Source organism: Allobosea sp. GW822-FHT05A11 (assembly GCF_058800455.1).
On the sequence record NZ_JBXAMI010000001.1, the window covers coordinates 130,640 to 148,364 of the forward strand.

General features: G+C 67.2%; 16 protein-coding genes. 13 read left to right on the plus strand and 3 right to left on the minus strand.

What is annotated here, in order from left to right:
- Positions 1-6 precede the first annotated feature (6 nt).
- The 8 genes from AC1RLU_RS00645 (at position 7) to AC1RLU_RS00680 (ending at position 8,376) form a co-directional block, all read left to right on the plus strand.
- On the plus strand, positions 7-1,389 hold the full coding sequence (locus AC1RLU_RS00645) for a M81 family metallopeptidase (RefSeq protein WP_492793464.1): 1,383 nt from the start codon (positions 7-9) through the stop codon (positions 1,387-1,389).
- A gap of 43 nt (positions 1,390-1,432) precedes the next feature.
- Entirely contained in the window at positions 1,433-3,013 is a 1,581-nt protein-coding gene (locus tag AC1RLU_RS00650; RefSeq protein WP_492793465.1) for an ABC transporter substrate-binding protein, read from the plus strand.
- Between the two features lie 64 nt (positions 3,014-3,077).
- The gene (locus AC1RLU_RS00655; RefSeq protein WP_492793466.1) at positions 3,078-4,022 is read left to right on the plus strand and encodes an ABC transporter permease; all 945 of its coding nucleotides are present in this window, start codon (positions 3,078-3,080) and stop codon (positions 4,020-4,022) included.
- A complete protein-coding gene (locus AC1RLU_RS00660; protein ID WP_492793467.1) occupies positions 4,019-4,891 on the plus strand; it encodes an ABC transporter permease in 873 nt (290 codons plus the stop codon). Before AC1RLU_RS00655 ends, AC1RLU_RS00660 begins: the two co-directional genes overlap by 4 nt.
- Positions 4,891-6,564 carry an ABC transporter ATP-binding protein gene (locus AC1RLU_RS00665; RefSeq protein ID WP_492793468.1) on the plus strand — a complete coding sequence of 558 codons (1,674 nt, stop codon included), beginning with the start codon at positions 4,891-4,893 and terminating at the stop codon, positions 6,562-6,564. Before AC1RLU_RS00660 ends, AC1RLU_RS00665 begins: the two co-directional genes overlap by 1 nt.
- Complete coding sequence (locus AC1RLU_RS00670) at positions 6,561-7,424, plus strand: carbon-nitrogen hydrolase family protein (protein WP_492793469.1); 864 nt, start codon at positions 6,561-6,563, stop codon at positions 7,422-7,424. The genes AC1RLU_RS00665 and AC1RLU_RS00670 overlap by 4 nt, the downstream gene beginning before the upstream one ends.
- Positions 7,425-7,441: 17 nt before the next feature.
- Entirely contained in the window at positions 7,442-7,987 is a 546-nt protein-coding gene (locus tag AC1RLU_RS00675; RefSeq protein WP_061970507.1) for a carboxymuconolactone decarboxylase family protein, read from the plus strand.
- Between the two features lie 86 nt (positions 7,988-8,073).
- On the plus strand, positions 8,074-8,376 hold the full coding sequence (locus AC1RLU_RS00680; RefSeq protein WP_061970508.1) for an alkylphosphonate utilization protein: 303 nt from the start codon (positions 8,074-8,076) through the stop codon (positions 8,374-8,376).
- A gap of 16 nt (positions 8,377-8,392) precedes the next feature.
- Here AC1RLU_RS00680 and AC1RLU_RS00685 read toward each other — a convergent pair whose 3' ends face one another.
- Complete coding sequence (locus tag AC1RLU_RS00685) at positions 8,393-8,797, minus strand: AtzH-like domain-containing protein (protein WP_492793470.1); 405 nt, start codon at positions 8,795-8,797, stop codon at positions 8,393-8,395.
- Entirely contained in the window at positions 8,794-9,972 is a 1,179-nt protein-coding gene (locus AC1RLU_RS00690; RefSeq protein ID WP_492793471.1) for an amidase, read from the minus strand. Before AC1RLU_RS00690 ends, AC1RLU_RS00685 begins: the two co-directional genes overlap by 4 nt.
- Before the next feature lie 212 nt (positions 9,973-10,184).
- Between AC1RLU_RS00690 and AC1RLU_RS00695 the strand changes: the two genes are divergently transcribed.
- Positions 10,185-10,883 (plus strand): RNA polymerase sigma factor, encoded by a 699-nt coding sequence (locus tag AC1RLU_RS00695; RefSeq protein WP_492793472.1) that lies wholly within the window; start codon positions 10,185-10,187, stop codon positions 10,881-10,883.
- 32 nt (positions 10,884-10,915) lie between these two features.
- Here AC1RLU_RS00695 and AC1RLU_RS00700 read toward each other — a convergent pair whose 3' ends face one another.
- Complete coding sequence (locus AC1RLU_RS00700; RefSeq protein WP_492793473.1) at positions 10,916-11,476, minus strand: phosphatase domain-containing protein; 561 nt, start codon at positions 11,474-11,476, stop codon at positions 10,916-10,918.
- Positions 11,477-11,742: 266 nt separating this feature from the next.
- Between AC1RLU_RS00700 and pip the strand changes: the two genes are divergently transcribed.
- The 4 genes from pip (at position 11,743) to AC1RLU_RS00720 (ending at position 17,721) form a co-directional block, all read left to right on the plus strand.
- Positions 11,743-12,720, plus strand: coding sequence for a prolyl aminopeptidase (gene pip, locus AC1RLU_RS00705; RefSeq protein ID WP_492793474.1), 978 nt, complete (start codon positions 11,743-11,745; stop codon positions 12,718-12,720).
- 10 nt (positions 12,721-12,730) lie between these two features.
- Complete coding sequence (locus AC1RLU_RS00710) at positions 12,731-14,545, plus strand: S9 family peptidase (RefSeq protein ID WP_492793475.1); 1,815 nt, start codon at positions 12,731-12,733, stop codon at positions 14,543-14,545.
- 29 nt (positions 14,546-14,574) lie between these two features.
- Positions 14,575-16,002 carry a M20 family metallopeptidase gene (locus AC1RLU_RS00715; protein ID WP_492793476.1) on the plus strand — a complete coding sequence of 476 codons (1,428 nt, stop codon included), beginning with the start codon at positions 14,575-14,577 and terminating at the stop codon, positions 16,000-16,002.
- An 84-nt stretch (positions 16,003-16,086) separates the two neighbouring features.
- Positions 16,087-17,721: an ABC transporter substrate-binding protein gene (locus tag AC1RLU_RS00720; RefSeq protein WP_492793477.1), complete on the plus strand. Its 1,635-nt coding sequence runs from the start codon at positions 16,087-16,089 to the stop codon at positions 17,719-17,721.
- The last annotated feature ends 4 nt before the right edge of the window (positions 17,722-17,725 follow it).

Here is a 17,725-nt window from a genome sequence, read left to right on the forward strand (position 1 = left end):
GTCGCCATGGCAGCACGCATCGCCTTCGCCGGCTTCAATCTCGAATCGGTCACGGCCGTTCCGCAGATCGTGGAGCTGGCGGAGTTCGAGCGCGTCTGCGTGCGCGGGGCGAAGCTGACGGAGCGGTTCCGCGGCACCAATACGGTGCCCGGCGGCTGCCTGAAGATCTGCGAGGCCGAGGGCGCGGAGTTCGTGCCGCTGTTCCACACGCTGCTCGGTGCGCTCGGCCCGACGGCGGACGCGGCAGTCGCGCATTACACCAGCGAGATCATCTCCGGGCTCGCCCGCAGCGAGCCGCTCGACGGCGTCATCCTGTTCCTGCACGGCGCCTGCTGGGCGGCGGGTTACGCCGATGTCGAGCGTCATGTCATCGATACCGTGCGCGCAGCTTTCCCGGCGCTGCCGATCGCGGTCGCACTCGACTATCACGGCAATATCGATCGCGAGACCTTGCGCGGTGCCGAGATCGCCGTCGCCTATCGCCACTCCCCGCATATCGACATGGGCGAGACCGGCGAGCGCGCGGCGCGTGCGTTGCTCAGGCTATTGCGCGAGGGGCGCCGGCCCGGCCTCGCGGTGGCGCGGCCCGATGTCGTCATTCCCTCGGTCATGGCCGGTTTCTCCTATGCCGACAGCGCCAACACGGGCATGTCGGTGATCTGCCTCGACTGGGACGGGCAGGACGCGGCAGAAGCCAAGGCACAGGCCTTTTCGGACCGGTTGCGCGCGGCGCGGAAAGCCATCGCCAACGCGATTCCGATCCTGAGCGTCGAAGAGGCGCTGGCCGATGTCCCGCGGAAGCCGGCGACGGGCCGGCCGATCGTGTTGCTCGAGCATGCCGACCGGATGAACGACTCGACCCATCTGCTGCGGGCGCTGCTCAAGCGGGATGTCGGGCGGGTCAACGTGCCGTTCCTGCTCGATCCCGAGACGGCCGCTCAGGCCCACGCGGCAGGCGAGGGCGCCGATATCACGGTCGCGCTTGCCGGCAAGACCGCGCCGGAGACCGGCGGGCCGGTCGAGGCCGTGGCGCGGGTGATCTGGTCGGGGCCGAAATCCTTCAACGTCTCCGGGCGCTACCAGCGCGGCAGCTTCGTCGATCTCGGACTGACGGCGCTCATCCAGATCGGCGCGATCCGGGTCTCCGTGGTCTCGCATTTCGCCTTCGCGGTCGATGGCGATCCGTTCTTCATCTTCGGCGAGAAGCCGGAGGATTACGACGTCATCCTGCTGCGCTCGAAGACGCATTTTCGCGACTATTACGAGCCCATGGCGGACCGGATTCTCGTGGTCGACACGCCCGATCTCGGCCCCGCCGATGTGCGGCTTATCCCGTACCGCCAGCTCGATACGGCCAGGGCCTATCCGTGGAGCGAGGCTCCCGCCTGACGACACCCACCAACCCAAGCAACCAAAAAACGAGGGGATAACAATGACGTTTCGATTCAAGACTTTGGGCGCCGCCGCGCTGCTCGCGGGCTCCCTCTCTGCCATGCCGGCCTTGGCCGAGACGACGCTCAATGTCGTCATGCAGGCGCCGCTCAGGACGCTCGACCCGATCCTGAGCACCGCCCAGATCGTGCGCACCCATGGCTTCATGGTGTTCGACACGCTGCTCGGCATGGACGCCAAATACAATCCGCAGCCGCAGATGGCCGACTACGCCGTCTCGGCCGACAAGCTGACCTATACGCTGACGCTGCGCGACGGTCTCAAATGGCATGACGGCACGCCGGTCACGGCCGCCGATTGTGTGGCCTCGCTGAAGCGCTGGGGTGCCAATGACGGCGCCGGCCGCACCATGATGACCTATGTCGCCTCGATCGACGCGACCTCCGACAAGGTGCTGGTCATCAAGCTGGCCAAGCCCTTCGGGCAGGTGCTGGATCTGCTGGCCAAGCCTTCGCCGGTCCCGCCCTTCATGATGCCGAAGCGCCTCGCCGAGACGCCGGCCGGCCAGCAGGTGACCGAGATGATCGGCTCTGGCCCGTTCAAGTTCGTCGCCGCCCAGTATCGCCCCGGCGATCAGGCAGTCTACGTCAAGAACACCGACTACAAGCCGCGCTCCGAGCCGATGAGCTGGACCGCCGGCGGCAAGGTCGTGAATGTCGACAAGATCGTCTGGAAGGCGATGCCGGACATGCAGACCTCGATCAACGCGCTGCAGTCCGGCGACGTCGATCTGATCGAGCAGGTGACGATCGACCTGCTGCCGCTGCTCAAGGCCAATGACGAGATCAAGACCGGCGCCACGACCACCCTCGGCAACCAGGTCACCGGCCGCTTCAACCATCGCCTGCCGCCCTTCGACAATCCGAAGATCCGCCAGGCGGCGATGTACGCGCTCGATCAGGAGCAGCTGATGCAGACCGCGATCGGCGACGGCCAGTATTACAAGCTCTGCGCCTCGGTCTATGGCTGCGGCGTGCCGCTCGCCTCCGACGCCGGCGCGGAATACCTCAAGGGCACCGCCAAGGAGCGCATGGCCAAGGCCAAGGAGCTGCTGAAGGCTTCGGGCTATGACGGCACGCCGGTACTGATGATGCAGCCGACGGATCTGACCATTCTCTCCACCCAGCCGATCGTCGCGGCCGAACGCCTGCGCGAAGCAGGCTTCAAGGTCGATGTCGCCACGATGGATTGGGCGACGCAGCAGTCGCGCAAGAACGGCTGGCAGCCGGTAGCGCAGGGCGGCTGGAACATGCTGTTCACCTATTGGGGCGTTTCCGGGATCTGGAACCCGACCGTGCACGCGCTGCTCGACGGCTCGGGCTCGGATACCGCCTGGTCGGGCTGGCCACGCAATGCCCGCGTCGAGGAGCTGCGCACCGCCTTCCTCACCGCGCCGACGCTCGATGAGCAGAAGAAGATCGCCCGGGAGATCCAGCAGATCGCCTATGACGAGGGCTTCTACTTCAACGCCGGCGAATTCGAGTCCGTTGCCGCCTGGCGTGCCAATCTGAAGAACGTCCAGCCCGGCCCGCTCACCCTGTTCTGGGGCGTGAGCAAGTAATCCTGACGCATCGGGCGGCGGCCCTGCCGTCGCCCATCCTTGTTTTCGGCGCCCGGAGCACCGCATGGCTTCCTATTTCCTGCGCAGGCTGCTGATGGCGATCCCCGTCATGTTCTTCGTGGCGCTGTTCGTCTTCCTGCTGCTGCGCCTGACGCCCGGCGACCCGGCGCAGGCCATCGCCGGCGACCAGGCGACGGCGGCGCAGCTTGCCGCCATTCGCGAGAATCTCGGCCTCGACAAGCCGCTCGCCGGTCAGTTCGCCGCATGGCTCGGCGGCATGGCGGGCGGCGATTTCGGCCATTCGCTGATCTCGCAGCGCCCGGTGCTGGAGATGATCGGCCAGCGCATCGGCCCCACGTTGGCGCTCGCGGTGATGGCGATGATCTTCACCGTCGTGATCTCGCTGCCACTCGGCGTGCTCGCCGCCTGGCGCCATGGCGGGATGGTCGACCGCTTCGTCATGGCGCTGTCGGTGGTCGGATTCTCCGTCCCGATCTTCGTGATCGGCTATGTGCTGATCGCGGTCTTCGCCGTCGATCTGAAATGGTTTCCGGTGCAGGGCTACAAGCCGTTGGCCGATGGTTTCTGGCCCTTCCTCCACCGCATCCTGCTGCCGGGGCTGGCGCTCTCCTCCTTCTATGTCGCGCTGGTCTCGCGCATGACGCGCGCCTCGATGCTCGAGGTGCTGCGCGAGGATTATGTCCGCACGGCGCGGGCCAAGGGGCTGGGCGAGCGCATCGTCCTGTTCCGCCACGCGCTGCGCAACGCCGCGATCCCGATCCTCACCGTCGTCGGCACCGGCTTCGCCATGATGGTCTCGGGCGTGGTCGTGACCGAAACGGTCTTCAACATTCCCGGCCTCGGCCGGCTGGTGGTCGACGGCGTGCTCTCCCGCGACTATCCGCTGATCCAGGCGATCATCCTGCTCACCGCCGGGACCTATGTGCTGATCAACCTGCTGATCGACCTCTCCTATGCCCTGACCGACCCGAGGATCCGCTATCAATGAGCGCCCCGTCGAACCCCGCGCAGGGCGCGCTGCCGCGCCGCCGCCTGCTCGACAATCCCCCTCATTGGACGACGGTGCTCGCCGTCATCGTCCTCGTCGCTGTGATCGTGATGGCGGTGTTCGCGCCGCTGCTGGCGAATTTCGAGCCGACCAAGCTCAACGCCGCGATGCGGCTGAAGCCGGCCTCCGACACCTATTGGCTGGGCACGGATTCCTTCGGCCGCGACCTCTATTCGCGCGTGGTCTATGGCGCGCGGGTCTCGCTGCTGGTCGGCGCGGGCGTCGCCATCGGCGCGATCGTGATCGGACTGCCGCTGGGTTTGATCGCCGGCTGGTATCGCAGCATCGACGGCGTGCTGATGCGGATGATGGATGGCTTGATGGCCATTCCCGGCATCCTGCTCGCCATCGCCATCGTCGCGCTGGTCCGCGGCGGGCTCGTCACCGTCATCTTCGCGATCATGATCCCGGCGATCCCGCAGGTGGTCCGCCTCGTCCGGGCCCGCGTCATCGCGGCGCGCGAGGAGACCTATGTCGACGCGGCGATGCTGCTCGGCACGCCTCCGGCCAAGCTGATCTGGAAGCATCTCCTGCCGACGACGATCGCGCCGCTGATCGTGCAGGGCACCTATATGTACGCTTCCGCCATCCTGACGGAGGCGGCGCTGTCCTTCCTCGGCGTCGGCATCGGCACGGAGATTCCGAGCTGGGGCAACATCATGGCCGAGGGCCGGCTTTATTTCGCGATCAACCACTGGCTGGTGTTCTGGCCGGCGATCGTGCTGTCGGCCTGCATCCTGTCGATCAACCTGCTCGGCGACGCGCTGCGCGACCGGCTCGATCCGAAGATGCAGGGGAGGAGCGCGTGATGCAGATGGCCGCTTCGACCCAGCCGGTCCTCTCGATCCGTGACCTCAAGGTCGCGACGCGTGGGCGTGAGCCCTCCGAGATCCTGAGAGGCATCAGCTTCGACATCCATCCGGGCGAGACGCTCTGCCTCGTCGGCGAATCCGGCTCGGGCAAATCGGTGACCTCGCTGGTCGCGATGGATTTGCTGCCGCGCGACGAATTGCAGGTGACGGGCGGCACGGCGCTGCTCAACGGCGAGAACGTCCTCGCCGCGACGCCCGCCCGCACCAAGGCGCTGCGCGGCGCCGAGATGGCGATGATCTTCCAGGAGCCGATGACGGCGCTGAACCCGGTGCTGAGCATCGGACTGCAGATGGACGAGGTCTACTGGGCGCACACGAAGATGCGACCAAAGGAGCGTCGCGAGGCCGCAATCGCTGCCTTCGAGGCGGTGCATCTGCCCGATCCCCAGCGGATCTATGACAGCTACCCGCACCAGCTCTCCGGCGGCCAACGCCAGCGCGTGATGATCGCGATGGCGCTGGCGCTCCAGCCGAAGCTGCTGATCGCCGACGAGCCGACGACCGCGCTCGACGTCACCACGCAGAAGCAGATCCTCAGTCTGATCCGCGAATTGCAGGACAAGCAGAACACCGCCGTCCTGTTCATCACCCACGACATGGGCGTGGTCGTCGACATCGCCGACCGGGTCTGCGTGATGCGCCGCGGCGAGATCGTCGAGACCGGCCCGGTCGAGCAGGTGCTGAGCCAGCCGCGCGAAGAGTACACGCGTGATCTTCTACAGGCCGTGCCGTCGCTGGTTCCGCGCGCGCCGCGCCCCGCGGCCAAGGAGGCGGAGGCCGTCGTCGAGATCCGCAATCTCGAGAAGACCTTCAGCTTCGGTTCGCTGTTCGGGAAGCTAATGGGGCGCGACATCCGCACCGTGCGCGCCGTCAACGACGTCAGCTTCCGGTTGGCGCGTGGGCGTACGCTCGGCATCGTCGGCGAAAGCGGCTCGGGCAAGTCGACGGTGGCGCGTTGCCTGATGCGGCTGGAACATCCGACCGGCGGCGAGATCCGCGTCAACGGACAAGACATCGCCAACCTGCAAGGCCAGCAGGCCTTGGCCCCGGCGCGGCGGCGCGTGCAGATGGTGTTCCAGGACCCCAACCGCTCGCTCAATCCGCGCCTGCGCATCGGCGAGAGCCTGATCGAAGGGCCGCTCAATCTCGGCGAGGCGCGCGCGACCGCCCTGAAGCGTGCAAGCGAGCTGATCGAGGTCGTCGGCCTGCCGCGCACCAGTCTCGAACGTTTCCCGCACCAGTTCTCCGGCGGCCAGCGCCAGCGCATCGCGATCGCGCGCGCCCTGATGATGGAGCCCGAGGTCATCGTCGCGGACGAGGCCGTCTCGGCGCTCGATGTCTCGGTGCAGGCGCAGGTGCTGGCGCTGCTGGCCGAGATCCAGGAGCGGCGCAATCTCGCGGTGCTGTTCATCACCCATGACCTGCGCGTCGCCGCCCAGATCTGCGATGAGGTGATGGTGATGCAGCGCGGCCGCGTCGTCGAAGACGGGCCGGCCTCCGAGGTGCTGGCCAGGCCACGCCATGAGTATACACGTGCCTTGATCAACGCGGCGCCAGGGCGGGATTGGGATTTCGCCACCGGGCGCCGCATCGCCGGAGCCGACGCATGATTTCCGCCAGCCTCGTTCAACTCGACATCCAGCCCCTGGCGCCGGCCGAGAATTTCCGGCGCATTCACGATTTCGTCGCAGCCGAAGCTGCGCGGGGCGCGCAGCTCATCCTGTTCCCGGAATTGGCGAACACCGGCTATGTCGAGCCGCTGGTACCCGGTGGGCCGATGGTCAGCGATGTGCCGCATTTCGGCGCGGCGCTCTACGAGGCCTGCGCGGCGCCGGATGGCGAGGAGGTCAAGGCGCTCGTCGCGCTTGCGGCACGGCATCGTGTGCATCTGGTGATCGGGCTTGGCCTGCGCGATGCGCGCCGCGCCGGGGTGATGCGCAACGCCTCGCTGCTGATCGGCCCGGAAGGCGTTCTGGGCGATTACACCAAGGTCCATCAGTGGCAGAACGAGAAGCTGTTCTTCACCGGCGGCGACAGCATCGACACTTACCCGGTCTTCGGGACGCGGCTCGGCATGCAGATCTGCTATGATAGCCGCTTCCCCGAGATCACCCGCATCCTCGCCTTGCACGGCGCCAGCATCGTGACCTGCATCTGGGCTTCCTTCGGGGCCGAGGACGCACCTGTGGCCGACGAGGCGCTCTTCATCCACCGCGCCTACACGCGGGCCATCGAGAACGGCGTGTTCTTCCTCAGCTGCAACCGCAGCGGCAGCCGCGGCGGGCAGCGCTTCTTCGGCCGCTCCTGCGCGGTGGCGCCGGATGGCCGCGTGCTCGGCGCGCTCGATCATGATCGCGAGGACGTGCTGCGGGTCGAGATCGACCTGGCCGAGGTCGCGCGCTATCGCAGCTTCACGGGCATCTGGGCCGACCGGGCGCCTGCTCTCTACGCCAAATATCTCACGCCCTGATCCTCACGAGACCTCCGATGACGATTTCTCCCTGCCCGCCGATCAGCGATGCCGACTGGCCCGAAGCGATCGCCGAGATGAAGACCGGCTTTGCCGGCGCGCTCAATGTCTACCGGACGATGGCGCATCACCCGGCCCTGCTGAAGGCCTGGGGCCCCTTGCGGCAGCACATCGTCAAGGACAGCGCGCTCGGGCCGGTGCGCTCGGAAGTCGTGATCCTGCGCGCGGCGCACCGCATGGGCTCGCCTTATGAATGGGCGCATCATGTCAGCCGGGCGCGGGTGCTGGGAATGAGCGATGCCCGCATCGCTGCTTTGCGCGGGAGCCCTGAAGGCGAGGACGGGCTGATCGTCCGGGCGGTCGATGCGCTCTTCGACGACAGGCGCCTGTCGCTCTCCCTCGAAGCCGAGCTTGCCGCGGCGGTCGGGCGCGAGGCGGTGTTCGACCTGATCGCGACGGTCGGCTTCTATTCGGTGCTCGGCTATATGCTGATGACCTACGAGACGCCGATCGATGAGGCGATTGCGGCCGAGATGACCGAGAAGCCGCTGGGCACTGTCTAGCCGCCGATTTGGAGAAGTCGCCGGGCATCGTGTAACCCCGCCTGACCGGGCCGATGGCGAGTGCCCGGACGCAAGACGGGAAAGACATGTCCGACGACGATTACATCTATGACGAAGCGACCGGGGAATGGCGCCCGGCCTCGGAAGTGAAGCAGGCGGCCGCTGCTGCCGCCGCTCCGGTGGTGCGCGATGCCGCCGGCAATGTGCTGGCCGACGGCGATTCCGTCGTTCTGGTCAAGGACCTCAAGGTGAAGGGCGCCAACCAGACCCTGAAGCAGGGCACGGTGATCCGTTCGATCCGCCTGACGGAGAATGTCGAGGAAATCGACTGCCGCCACGACACGATCAAGGGCCTCGTGCTGCGGACGGAGTTCGTCCGCAAGCGTTGAGTTTTTGGGCCCGCGCCTACCAGAGGCGCGGGCCCTCCATCGTCGACACATGGGCTGAGACCACCTTCCAGCCCAGGTCGGGAAAGCGCACCCAGCTCTGGCTCTGTCGGCCGATGACGTCGCGCCCGCGCACCTTGAACTCGAGGTTCACGGTGGCGATGTCGCGGCCCAGCGTCAGGATCTCCAGCCGAATCCGTTTCTCCTTGATGCCCGGCCCCGGCGGACGGGCGACGCGATGGCCGTGGATCTCCTGGAAGCCATAGCCGTTCTCATGCAGCGCGTAGCGGATCGTGTAGGGGCTGTTCCAGAAGGCGGCGTCCAGCACGTCGACATTCTTGTCAATCAGCGCCTGCTCATAGGCCTCGAACCGGGCGCTGATCTCGGCCACGACTTCAGGGATGTTCGGGGTCAGGTCGGTCATGATGATGCGGCCTCCATGGCCTGTGCGACGGCGATGAGGCTGGCATCCGTGCCGCGCCCGCCGATGATGGACAAGCCGACCGGCGCGCCGTCGACAAGGGCGCCGGGCAGGTTGACTTGCGGATGACCTGCCAGGCCGCCGTGTGCGCAAAGGCTGGTAATGCGGTCGCGCATCGGCCTGAGAACCGGTATCGGCAGGCCGCGCAAGGGCGCAGGGAAGGGCGTCGTCGGCAGGCACAGGATCGTGCCCGGCGGCAGCAGGTAGCGCAGCCTTGCGCGGGCTTCTTCGCGCATCAGCGCGGCCCAGTTCTGCTCGGCGACCGGAACCTGCGAGCCTGCGATCAGGCCGGCGGCGACGCTGAAGGCCATGCGCGGATTGTCGCGCTCGATCCAGGGGCGGAAGGTCTGCCAGGCTTCGACCGGCTGCAGGCTGCGCTGCGCCCGCGCCCAGACGGACAGGCCCTGCGGCGCCATGATCTCGTCGCGCGGCGCGGTGCCGAGCACGCGAGCGAGCCGCGCGACCATCGGTTGCAGTGCGGCTGCGACTTCGAGGTCGGCGAAGCCGAAGGCGTCGACGGCGACCAGCAATTTGGTCGGTAGCGGGCCGGGCGCCTCGCCGAGCAGCACCGTGCCGATGCGGGCGAAGGTCGTGGCGTCGCGGGTGAACCAGCCGGCTGTGTCCGAGCTCGGCGCCTGCGGCATCAGCCCGGTCAGGTCGAGCCGGCCATGGGTCGGTCGGATGCTGTAGAGCCCGCAGAAGCTGCCGGGCACGCGCATCGAACCGCCGGTATCGGTGCCCAATGCGGTGTCGCAGAGCCCGGCGGCGACGGCTGCGCCCGAGCCGGAGGAGGAGCCGCCCGGCACGCGGTCAGGCGCGGCCGTGTTCAGCGGCGTGCCGTCGAAGGCGTTCTCGCCGAGGATGCCGAGCGAGACCTCGTCGGTGATGGTCTTGCCGACGAGGTCGGCGCCGGCATCGAGCAGGGTCTGCACCGCCCAGGCATGGCGCTCCGGGACGGAATTGGCTTTGGCCCAGTCATGGTTGCCACCGCCGGTCGGCGTGCCCGCGACGTCGAACAGGTCCTTGACGGCGAAGGCCAGTCCGGCGAGCGGCCCGCCTTCCCGGCCGGGGATGCGGATGCGCGGGCCGGGCACGAAGGCGTTGACGCGATCCTCCATCACGGCCTCGGCGATCGTGTTTCGCCCAGGGAGATCGGTCGGGTCGGCATCGGCACGGCTTTTTATCCTTCGTGATGGTCGGCCTATCGTTCGGGTGGCAGCCTAAGCAGGTTTGCCGCCGCTGCAAACGACAGCGTGCCGGCTTGCCACGCTATCGATCATCGGGAACCTTTTACGGTCTGCGCCATCCGATGCGGCGAGGAGGACAGATCATGCCATCCATTCCGACGGTCGCGCGCGATGCCGGTTCCGCCTCGGCTGATGATCTCGATCTCGCCCGTCGTGCGAGCACGGGCGATCCGCAGGCCTTCCGCACGATCATGACGACGCATAACCAGGCGCTCTATCGCATCGCGCGGGCGGTGATCCGCAATGACAGCGAGGCCGAGGATGTGGTGCAGGAGGCCTATGTCCGGGCCTTCAGCCGTCTCGACAGCTTCCGCGGCGAGGCGACGCTTTCGACCTGGCTGTCGCGCATCACCCTCAACGAGGCGCTGGGCCGCCTGCGCCGGAAGAAGCGGGCGGACAAGGCATTGCGCGCCGAGGACCCGGGCGTTCCCGCGCAGATCATCCCCTTTCCCGGCAGCAGCAGCGGCGACGATCCGGAGCGAATGATGGCGCAGCGGCAGATCCTTCAACTGGTCGAGCGCGCGACCGACAACCTTCCCGGCGTCTATCGCGGCGTGTTCATGGCGCGAGTGATCGAGGGGCGCAGCGTCGAGGAAACCGCGGAACTCCTCGATATCCGGGCGGAGACGGTCAAGACCCGGCTGCACCGGGCGCGGCTTTTGGTGCGCAAGGAGCTGGAACAGCAGATCGGCCCGGTGCTGCTCGATGCCTTCCCCTTCGCGGGCCGGCGCTGCGAACGCCTGACCGCTGCCGTGATGAAGCGGCTCGGCATCGCGGGCTGATCGGCCGGGGCGGTTCGGCCACATTTTCCAACTCAGAGCGTGTTTGAGGTCGTGGCAGGCCGAAACGCGCCGTGTCCCTGCGCGATCAGGAAATCGGCCTGGGCTTCGGTCTCGACCGAGGCCGCATCATGCTCGCGGCGGATCAGCGAAATGGCGTCTGCCGCACTTGCCCCGTTTTCGACGAGCAGCAGCGCGGCGATGGTGCCGGTGCGGCCGAGGCCGGCGCGGCAATGGATCGCCCAGCTCTCGCCTTCGCGCAGGCGGCGCGGCAGGTCGAGCTCGCGCCAGCCTGCCATGAAGGCCGCATCCGGCACGCCGTAATCGGGGATGGCGAGATGAGCCCATTCCAGCCCGGCTGCCCGGACAGCGGCGGCGAAGCCGACGATGCCACCCGGAAACTCCTGTGCTTCGACGAGGCTGAGCAGGCCGGTTGCGCCCAATCCCGCCAGACGCGACAGATCCTCCGCCAGGGCGGTCTGCGATATGGCGTCATCCGACGTCTCCTGCCGCCGTCCGGGGCAGGGGCCGAGCAGGAGCGCGCCGGCGAAGCCGGGGAGGTCGAGACGGGAAACGGAAGGCGCCGGGCTGTGCAAGCAATCCTCCAAATGGCGGAAGGGCCGGGTACTCTACCTGTCGCATCGTCTTTGCACGAGCCGATGGACAGCGTGCGGCTTGTCGCGATGGGATGCGAAACGCCGGGAAGAATCGGGGCGGCGTTCAGCGGAGCCGAACAGGGGCCGGTCTATTCCGCGACATCATAAACAATGCGCTTCGAATGCATTGGCCAGCGGCTGTTCGCGCGTGCCATCCTTGCCGGATCAGGGGAGCGTTGCGGCGCTCCGGTTCGACGGAGCCCGACGTGCCAGACGATTACAGCACCCTCTACGAGGCGGTTGAGCCCTATCGGTCCTTGCGCCTGCCGGTCGGTGACGGACATGAACTCCATGTCGATCTCAGCGGCAATCCCGATGGCATCCCCGTGGTGTTCCTGCATGGCGGACCCGGCGGCGGCACCAAGCCGGCGCAGCGCAAGACCTTCGACCCGTCCGCCTTCCGGATCGTGACCTTCGACCAGCGCGGGGCGGGGCGCTCCAGCCCTCTGGCGGAGCTCGCGGGCAATACCACGCAGGCGCTGATCGCCGATCTCGAACGGATCCGGGAGCATCTCGGCATTGAGCGCTGGCTGGTGACCGGCGGTTCCTGGGGCAGCTGCCTCGGCCTCGCCTATGGCCAGGCCCATCCCGAGCGTTGCCTCGGCTTCCGCCTGCACGGCATCTTCATGGCCGAGCGCGCCGAAATCGACTGGTGGTTCCACGGCTCGCGCACGATCTTCCCTGACCATTGGGAGACCTTCGCCAATTTCGTGCCGGAGGCGGAGCGCGGCGACTTGCTCGGCGCCTATTACCGCCGGTTGACCGGTCCCGATCGCGAGCAGCAGCTGGCGGCTGCGGTCGCCTTGCGCACCTTCTCCGGGAAGACGCAGACCTTCCTGCCCGATGCCGGGCATGTCGCGGCCCTGACCGAGCCGGATGCCGCGCTCGCGCTCGCCCGCATCTTCACGCATTACTGCGTCAACGGTGCCTTCCTCCAGCCGGGGCAGTTGCTGCGCGACGTCTCGCGCATCCGGCATCTGCCGGCCGAGATCGTGCAGGGCCGCTACGACATCGTCACGCCGATGTGCACGGCCTGGCGCCTGAAGACGGCCTGGCCCGAGGCCCGCTTCACCATCGTCACTGAAGCCAACCACGCGGCGACGCCGAGCGCGCCGGCCCTGTCGCTGGCGCTGCGCGATGCGACCGATCGCCTGCGCGATTCGATGCTGGCCCTCGCGGCCTGAAGGAACGACCATGTACGAAGCCGCCAGCCAGATCCGCCTGGGCATCGAGCCCTATCTCGAAATCCGCAGCGCCAAGAGCCCGGCAGTTGCGCCGGATGGCGAGCTTCTCGCCTATCTCAGCGATGAGAGCGGCACGCACCAGATCTGGCTTCGGCCGCTCGCCGGCGGGGCGCCCTGGCGTCTGACCGACATGCCGGAGCCGGTCGGCGCGATCGCCTTCAACCCGAAGAGCCGCGACCTGCTCTTCACGATGGATTGCGGCGGCGACGAGCGCCATCAGCTCTGGCTTGTGCCGGGTGCTTCGGGCGTGCCGCAGCCGCTGACCGACGATCCGACCGTGGTGCATGTCTGGGGCTGCTGGGCGCCGGACGGGCAGCGCATCGCCTTCGCCTCGAACGCGCGCGACCGCGAGCATATGGACATCTACGTGATGGACATGGCGACGCGGGCGGCGCGGCGCGTGTTCGAGGGCAGCGGCTATCGCGAGGCGGTCGCGTTCTTCCCGGATGGACGCTCTCTCCTGGTCACTGATGCCACCCATGCGATGAACGACCAGGATCTGTTCCGGCTCGATCTCGAAAGCGGTGCGCGCGAGGCCTTGCTGCCGCATGAGGGCCGCGCCCGCTATGCCGCCAACCGGATGAAGAAGGACGGCAGCGGCTTCTTCACGATCACCGACCAGGGGCGCGAGTTTCTCAGCGTCGCCTTCCGCTCGGCGACTGACGGCACGCTGGACTGGATCGTCGATCGCGACGGGCAGGATGTCGAGGCGGTGGCGCTGGCGCCGGACCAGAACCGCCTCGCCTATGTCGCGAATGATCGCGGCTGGAACCGCATCTTCGTGCGCGAGATCGCCGGTGGGGCCGAGTTCGAGGTCGAAGGTTTTCCGGCCGGCTCGGTCGGCTCCGTCGCCTGGCTGCCGGATGGTTCGGGGCTCGTCTTCCCGCTTGATGGGTCGACCTCGTCGCCGGATATCTGGCGCTTCGATATCGCCTCGAAGCAGGTCAAGCGCCTGACCGATGCCTCGAAGGCGGGGCTCGATCAGGCCACCTTTGTCGAGCCGACGGTTGCGAGCACCAAGAGCTTCGACGGGCTCGAAGTGCCGTTCTTCGTCTACCGGCCGCGCGGCAAGGCGCCGGAGGGCGGCTATCCGGCGGTGGTCGTCGTCCATGGCGGGCCGGAGGCGCAGTGGACCCCGATCTTCCGGGCCGACCTGCAGTTCTTCCTGAGCCAGGGCATCATGGTGATCGCGCCGAATGTGCGCGGCTCGACCGGCTATGGCCGCAGCTACCACCATCTCGACGACAAGCATCTACGCATGGACAGCGTCGCCGACCTCAAGGCGGTCCGGCTGTGGCTGCGCGAACAATCCGACGTGAACGATGACCGCGTCGCCGTCTATGGCCGCTCCTATGGCGGCTTCATGGTGCTGGCGGCGCTGACCGAGCAGCCCGAACTCTGGAAGGTCGGGATCGAGTTCTACGGCATCGCCAATTTCCTGACGCTGCTGGAGACGACCGGGCCGTGGCGGCGCTATCTGCGCGCCGTCGAATATGGCGATCCGGTCGCGGACCGCGAGAACCTGATCCGCTTCTCGCCGATCCACAAAATCGACCAGATCCGGGTGCCCCTCTTCATGGCGCAAGGGTTCGATGACCCCCGCGTGCCGCCGGGCGAGAGCGAGATGGTCTATTCGGTGCTGCGCGGGCTCGGCCGCCCGGTCGAGTATGTGCGCATCCCGCATGAGGGCCATGGCTTCGCCCGGATCGAAAACCGGCGCACCGTCTTCGGCGGCGTGGCCCGTTTCCTGCGAGAGCATCTTTGAGCGCCCCGGCATCTGAAAGGACGCAAACCATGCAGAACTCCGAGATCATCTGGGAGCTGGTCGATGCCAAGCGGCAGCCTTTCGAAGCGCTGAGCGACCGCGTCTGGGGCATGCCCGAGATCGCCTATACCGAGTACTGCTCGGTCGGCGAGCATATCGCGATGCTCAAGGAGCAGGGCTTCCGCATCACCGAGAACGTCGCGGGCATCCCGACCGCCGTGATGGGCGAGGCGGGCGAGGGCGGCCCGGTCATCGCCATCCTCGGCGAATACGACGCGCTGCCCGGCCTGAGCCAGGAGGCCAATATCGCCGAGCCGAAGCCGGTCGAGGCCGGCGGCCACGGCCATGGCTGCGGCCACAACATGCTGGGTTCGGCGGCACTGCTGGCGGCGACCGCGGTGAAAGACTGGCTGGCCAAAACCGGCCGGCCCGGGCGCGTGCGTTATTTCGGCTGCCCGGCGGAAGAGGGCGGCGCGGCCAAGGCCTTCATGGTGCGGGCCGGCGCCTTCGACGATGTCGATGTCGCGATATCCTGGCACCCGGCCTCGATGACCAAGGTCGACGATGCCTTGTCGCTCGCCAATACCCGGATGGATTTCCAGTTCACCGGTCGCGCCTCGCATGCGGCGGCCGCGCCCCATCTCGGCCGCTCGGCGCTCGATGCGGTGGAGCTCATGAATGTCGGCGTCAACTACATGCGCGAACATGCGCCGTCCGACGCGCGCATCCACTATGCCTATCTCGATGCCGGCGGCATCGCGCCGAACGTCGTCCAGGCCTCGGCCAAGGTGCGCTACGCCATCCGGGCGCGCGACCTCGCCGGGATGCTGGAGCTCAACGAGCGCGTGAAGAAGATCGCCGAGGGCGCCGCTTTGATGACCGAGACCACGGTCTCGATCTCGATCATGAGCGCGGTCTCCAACATGCTCGGCAACACGCCGTTGGAAGATGCGATGTTCAAGAACATCGACCGCCTCGGCCCCGTGCCTTTCGATGCCGCCGACAAGGCCTATGCGGCCAAGATCCAGGCGACGCTCGGCCCGGCGGATATCCTCAACGACTATCGCAAGACCGGCATCGCGCCGCGCGAGAACACGCCGCTCTGCGATTTCGTCGTGCCGCAGGGCACGCGCGGCGTGCCGATGATCGGCTCGACCGATGTCGCCGATGTCAGCTGGAAGGTGCCGACCATCCAGGCTAGGGTCGCGACCCATGCGATCGGCACACCTGGTCATTCCTGGCAGATCACGGCACAGGGCAAGGCGCCGGCCGCCCACAAGGGCATGGTCCATGCCGCCAAGATCATGGCGGCGACGGCGATCGACGTGATCAGCGACGAGACGCTGCTGGCGCGGGCCAAGAAGGACCATCAGGAACGGGTGACGCAGACGCCTTATGTCTGCCCGATCCCGGCGGAGGTGAAGCCGCCGATCAAGCCGCGGCCGGTGGCCGCCTGAGCCGGAAGCGCGTGGGCGGCACCAATGCTGCTTCCGCCGACGACGCGTCCAATCGAACAACAACCAAAGAGCGGGATCGAGATCATGGCCGACCGAAACGACGAGACCGGAACGAGGCGCCGCCTTGCCGGGCGCAAGCTCCTCTCGGCTGCTGCGGCCGCCGCCCTCTGCGCCGGCGCGGGAGCGGCCGTCGCCGCGACGCCGAAGAACGCGCTCGTGATGGCCTGGAACGTCGACGCGATCAGCACCTTCGATCCCGCCCAGGTCGGCGAGGTCGTCACCAACGAGATCCTGCAGAACACCTGCGATACGCTGGTCGATTTCGACCCGGCCGACGAGCGCAAGGTCGTGCCGGGCTTCGCCGAGCGCTGGGATGTCTCGCCGGACCGCAAGGAGATCACCTTCCACCTGCGCAAGGGGGCGAAGTTCCCCTCCGGCAATCCGGTCACGGCCGAGGATGTCGCCTGGTCGATGCACCGCGTCGTCAAGCTCAACTTCGGCAATGCCGCGACGCTGACCGAGTACGGCTTCACCAAGGACAATGTCGAGCAGACCATCGTCGCGGGTAACGACACGCTCACGCTCAAGCTGGACAAGCCCTATCCGACGACGCTGGTGCTGCAGGCGATTGCTGCCAACCGGGTCTCCATGGTGATGGACAAGAAGACCCTGATGGCGAACCAGCAGGGCACTGATCTCGGCAACAAGTACCTGGCGACGCGCACGGCCTGCGTCGGTCCCTACAAGCTGACACGCTGGAATGCCGGCGAATCGATCGTGCTGGAGGCGAACGAGGGGTATTGGGGCACGGCGCCCGGTCTCAAGCGTATCCTGATCCGCCATGTCGCCGAGCCCGGCACCCAGCGCCTGCTGCTCAGCCAAGGCGATGTCGACGTGGCGCGCGACCTGACGCCGGAAGACCTGAAGGACCTCGAAGGCTCCAAGGACGTCTCGATCATCAAGGTCCTCAGGCCGCAATTGTTCTACTGGGGCTTCAACGTCGCGGACGGTCCATTCTCCAAGGAGAAGGTGCGCCTCGCGATGCGCTACCTGATCGACTATGAGGGCCTCGGCAAGACGGTGATGACCTATCTCGGCGTGCCGCGTGCGAGCTTCGCCCAGCTCGGCGCGGTCGGCGCCCTCGACGAGAAGGAGGGGCAGCCCTTCAAGCTCGATCTCGACAAGGCCAAGCAATTGCTGACCGAGGCCGGCTATCCCGATGGCTTCGAGGCGAGCGTGCTCTTCGGCACGCTGCCGCATGCGAACCCGATCGCCCAGAGCGTCCAGCAGAACGCAGCCAAGGTCGGCGTCAAGCTCTCGCTCGAGCGCATGGCCAATGCCCAGCTCTTCAGCAAGGTGCGCGGGCGCGAGTACCAGTCGGCGATGCTGGCCTGGCAGACCGGCGTGCCGGACGCGCATGGCAATGCCTCGCGCCTCGTCTTCAACCCCGACAACCGGCTCGAAGCGAAGCAGACCCAGTATCCGAGCTGGCGTTCCGCCTATCAGGACCTTGAACTCAACAAGCAGATCGACGCGGCCCTGCTCGAGCCCGATCCGGCCAAGCGCGATGCGCTCTATGCGACGATCCAGAAAGAGGTGATGGCGAAGGGGCCGATGGCCTTCATGTTCCAGATGAACAGCGTCGCCGGCGTGCGCAAGGACCTGAAGTCGTGGACCTGGAACGGCTTCCGGACCTATTACGAGCGTACGGCCAAGTAAGGCC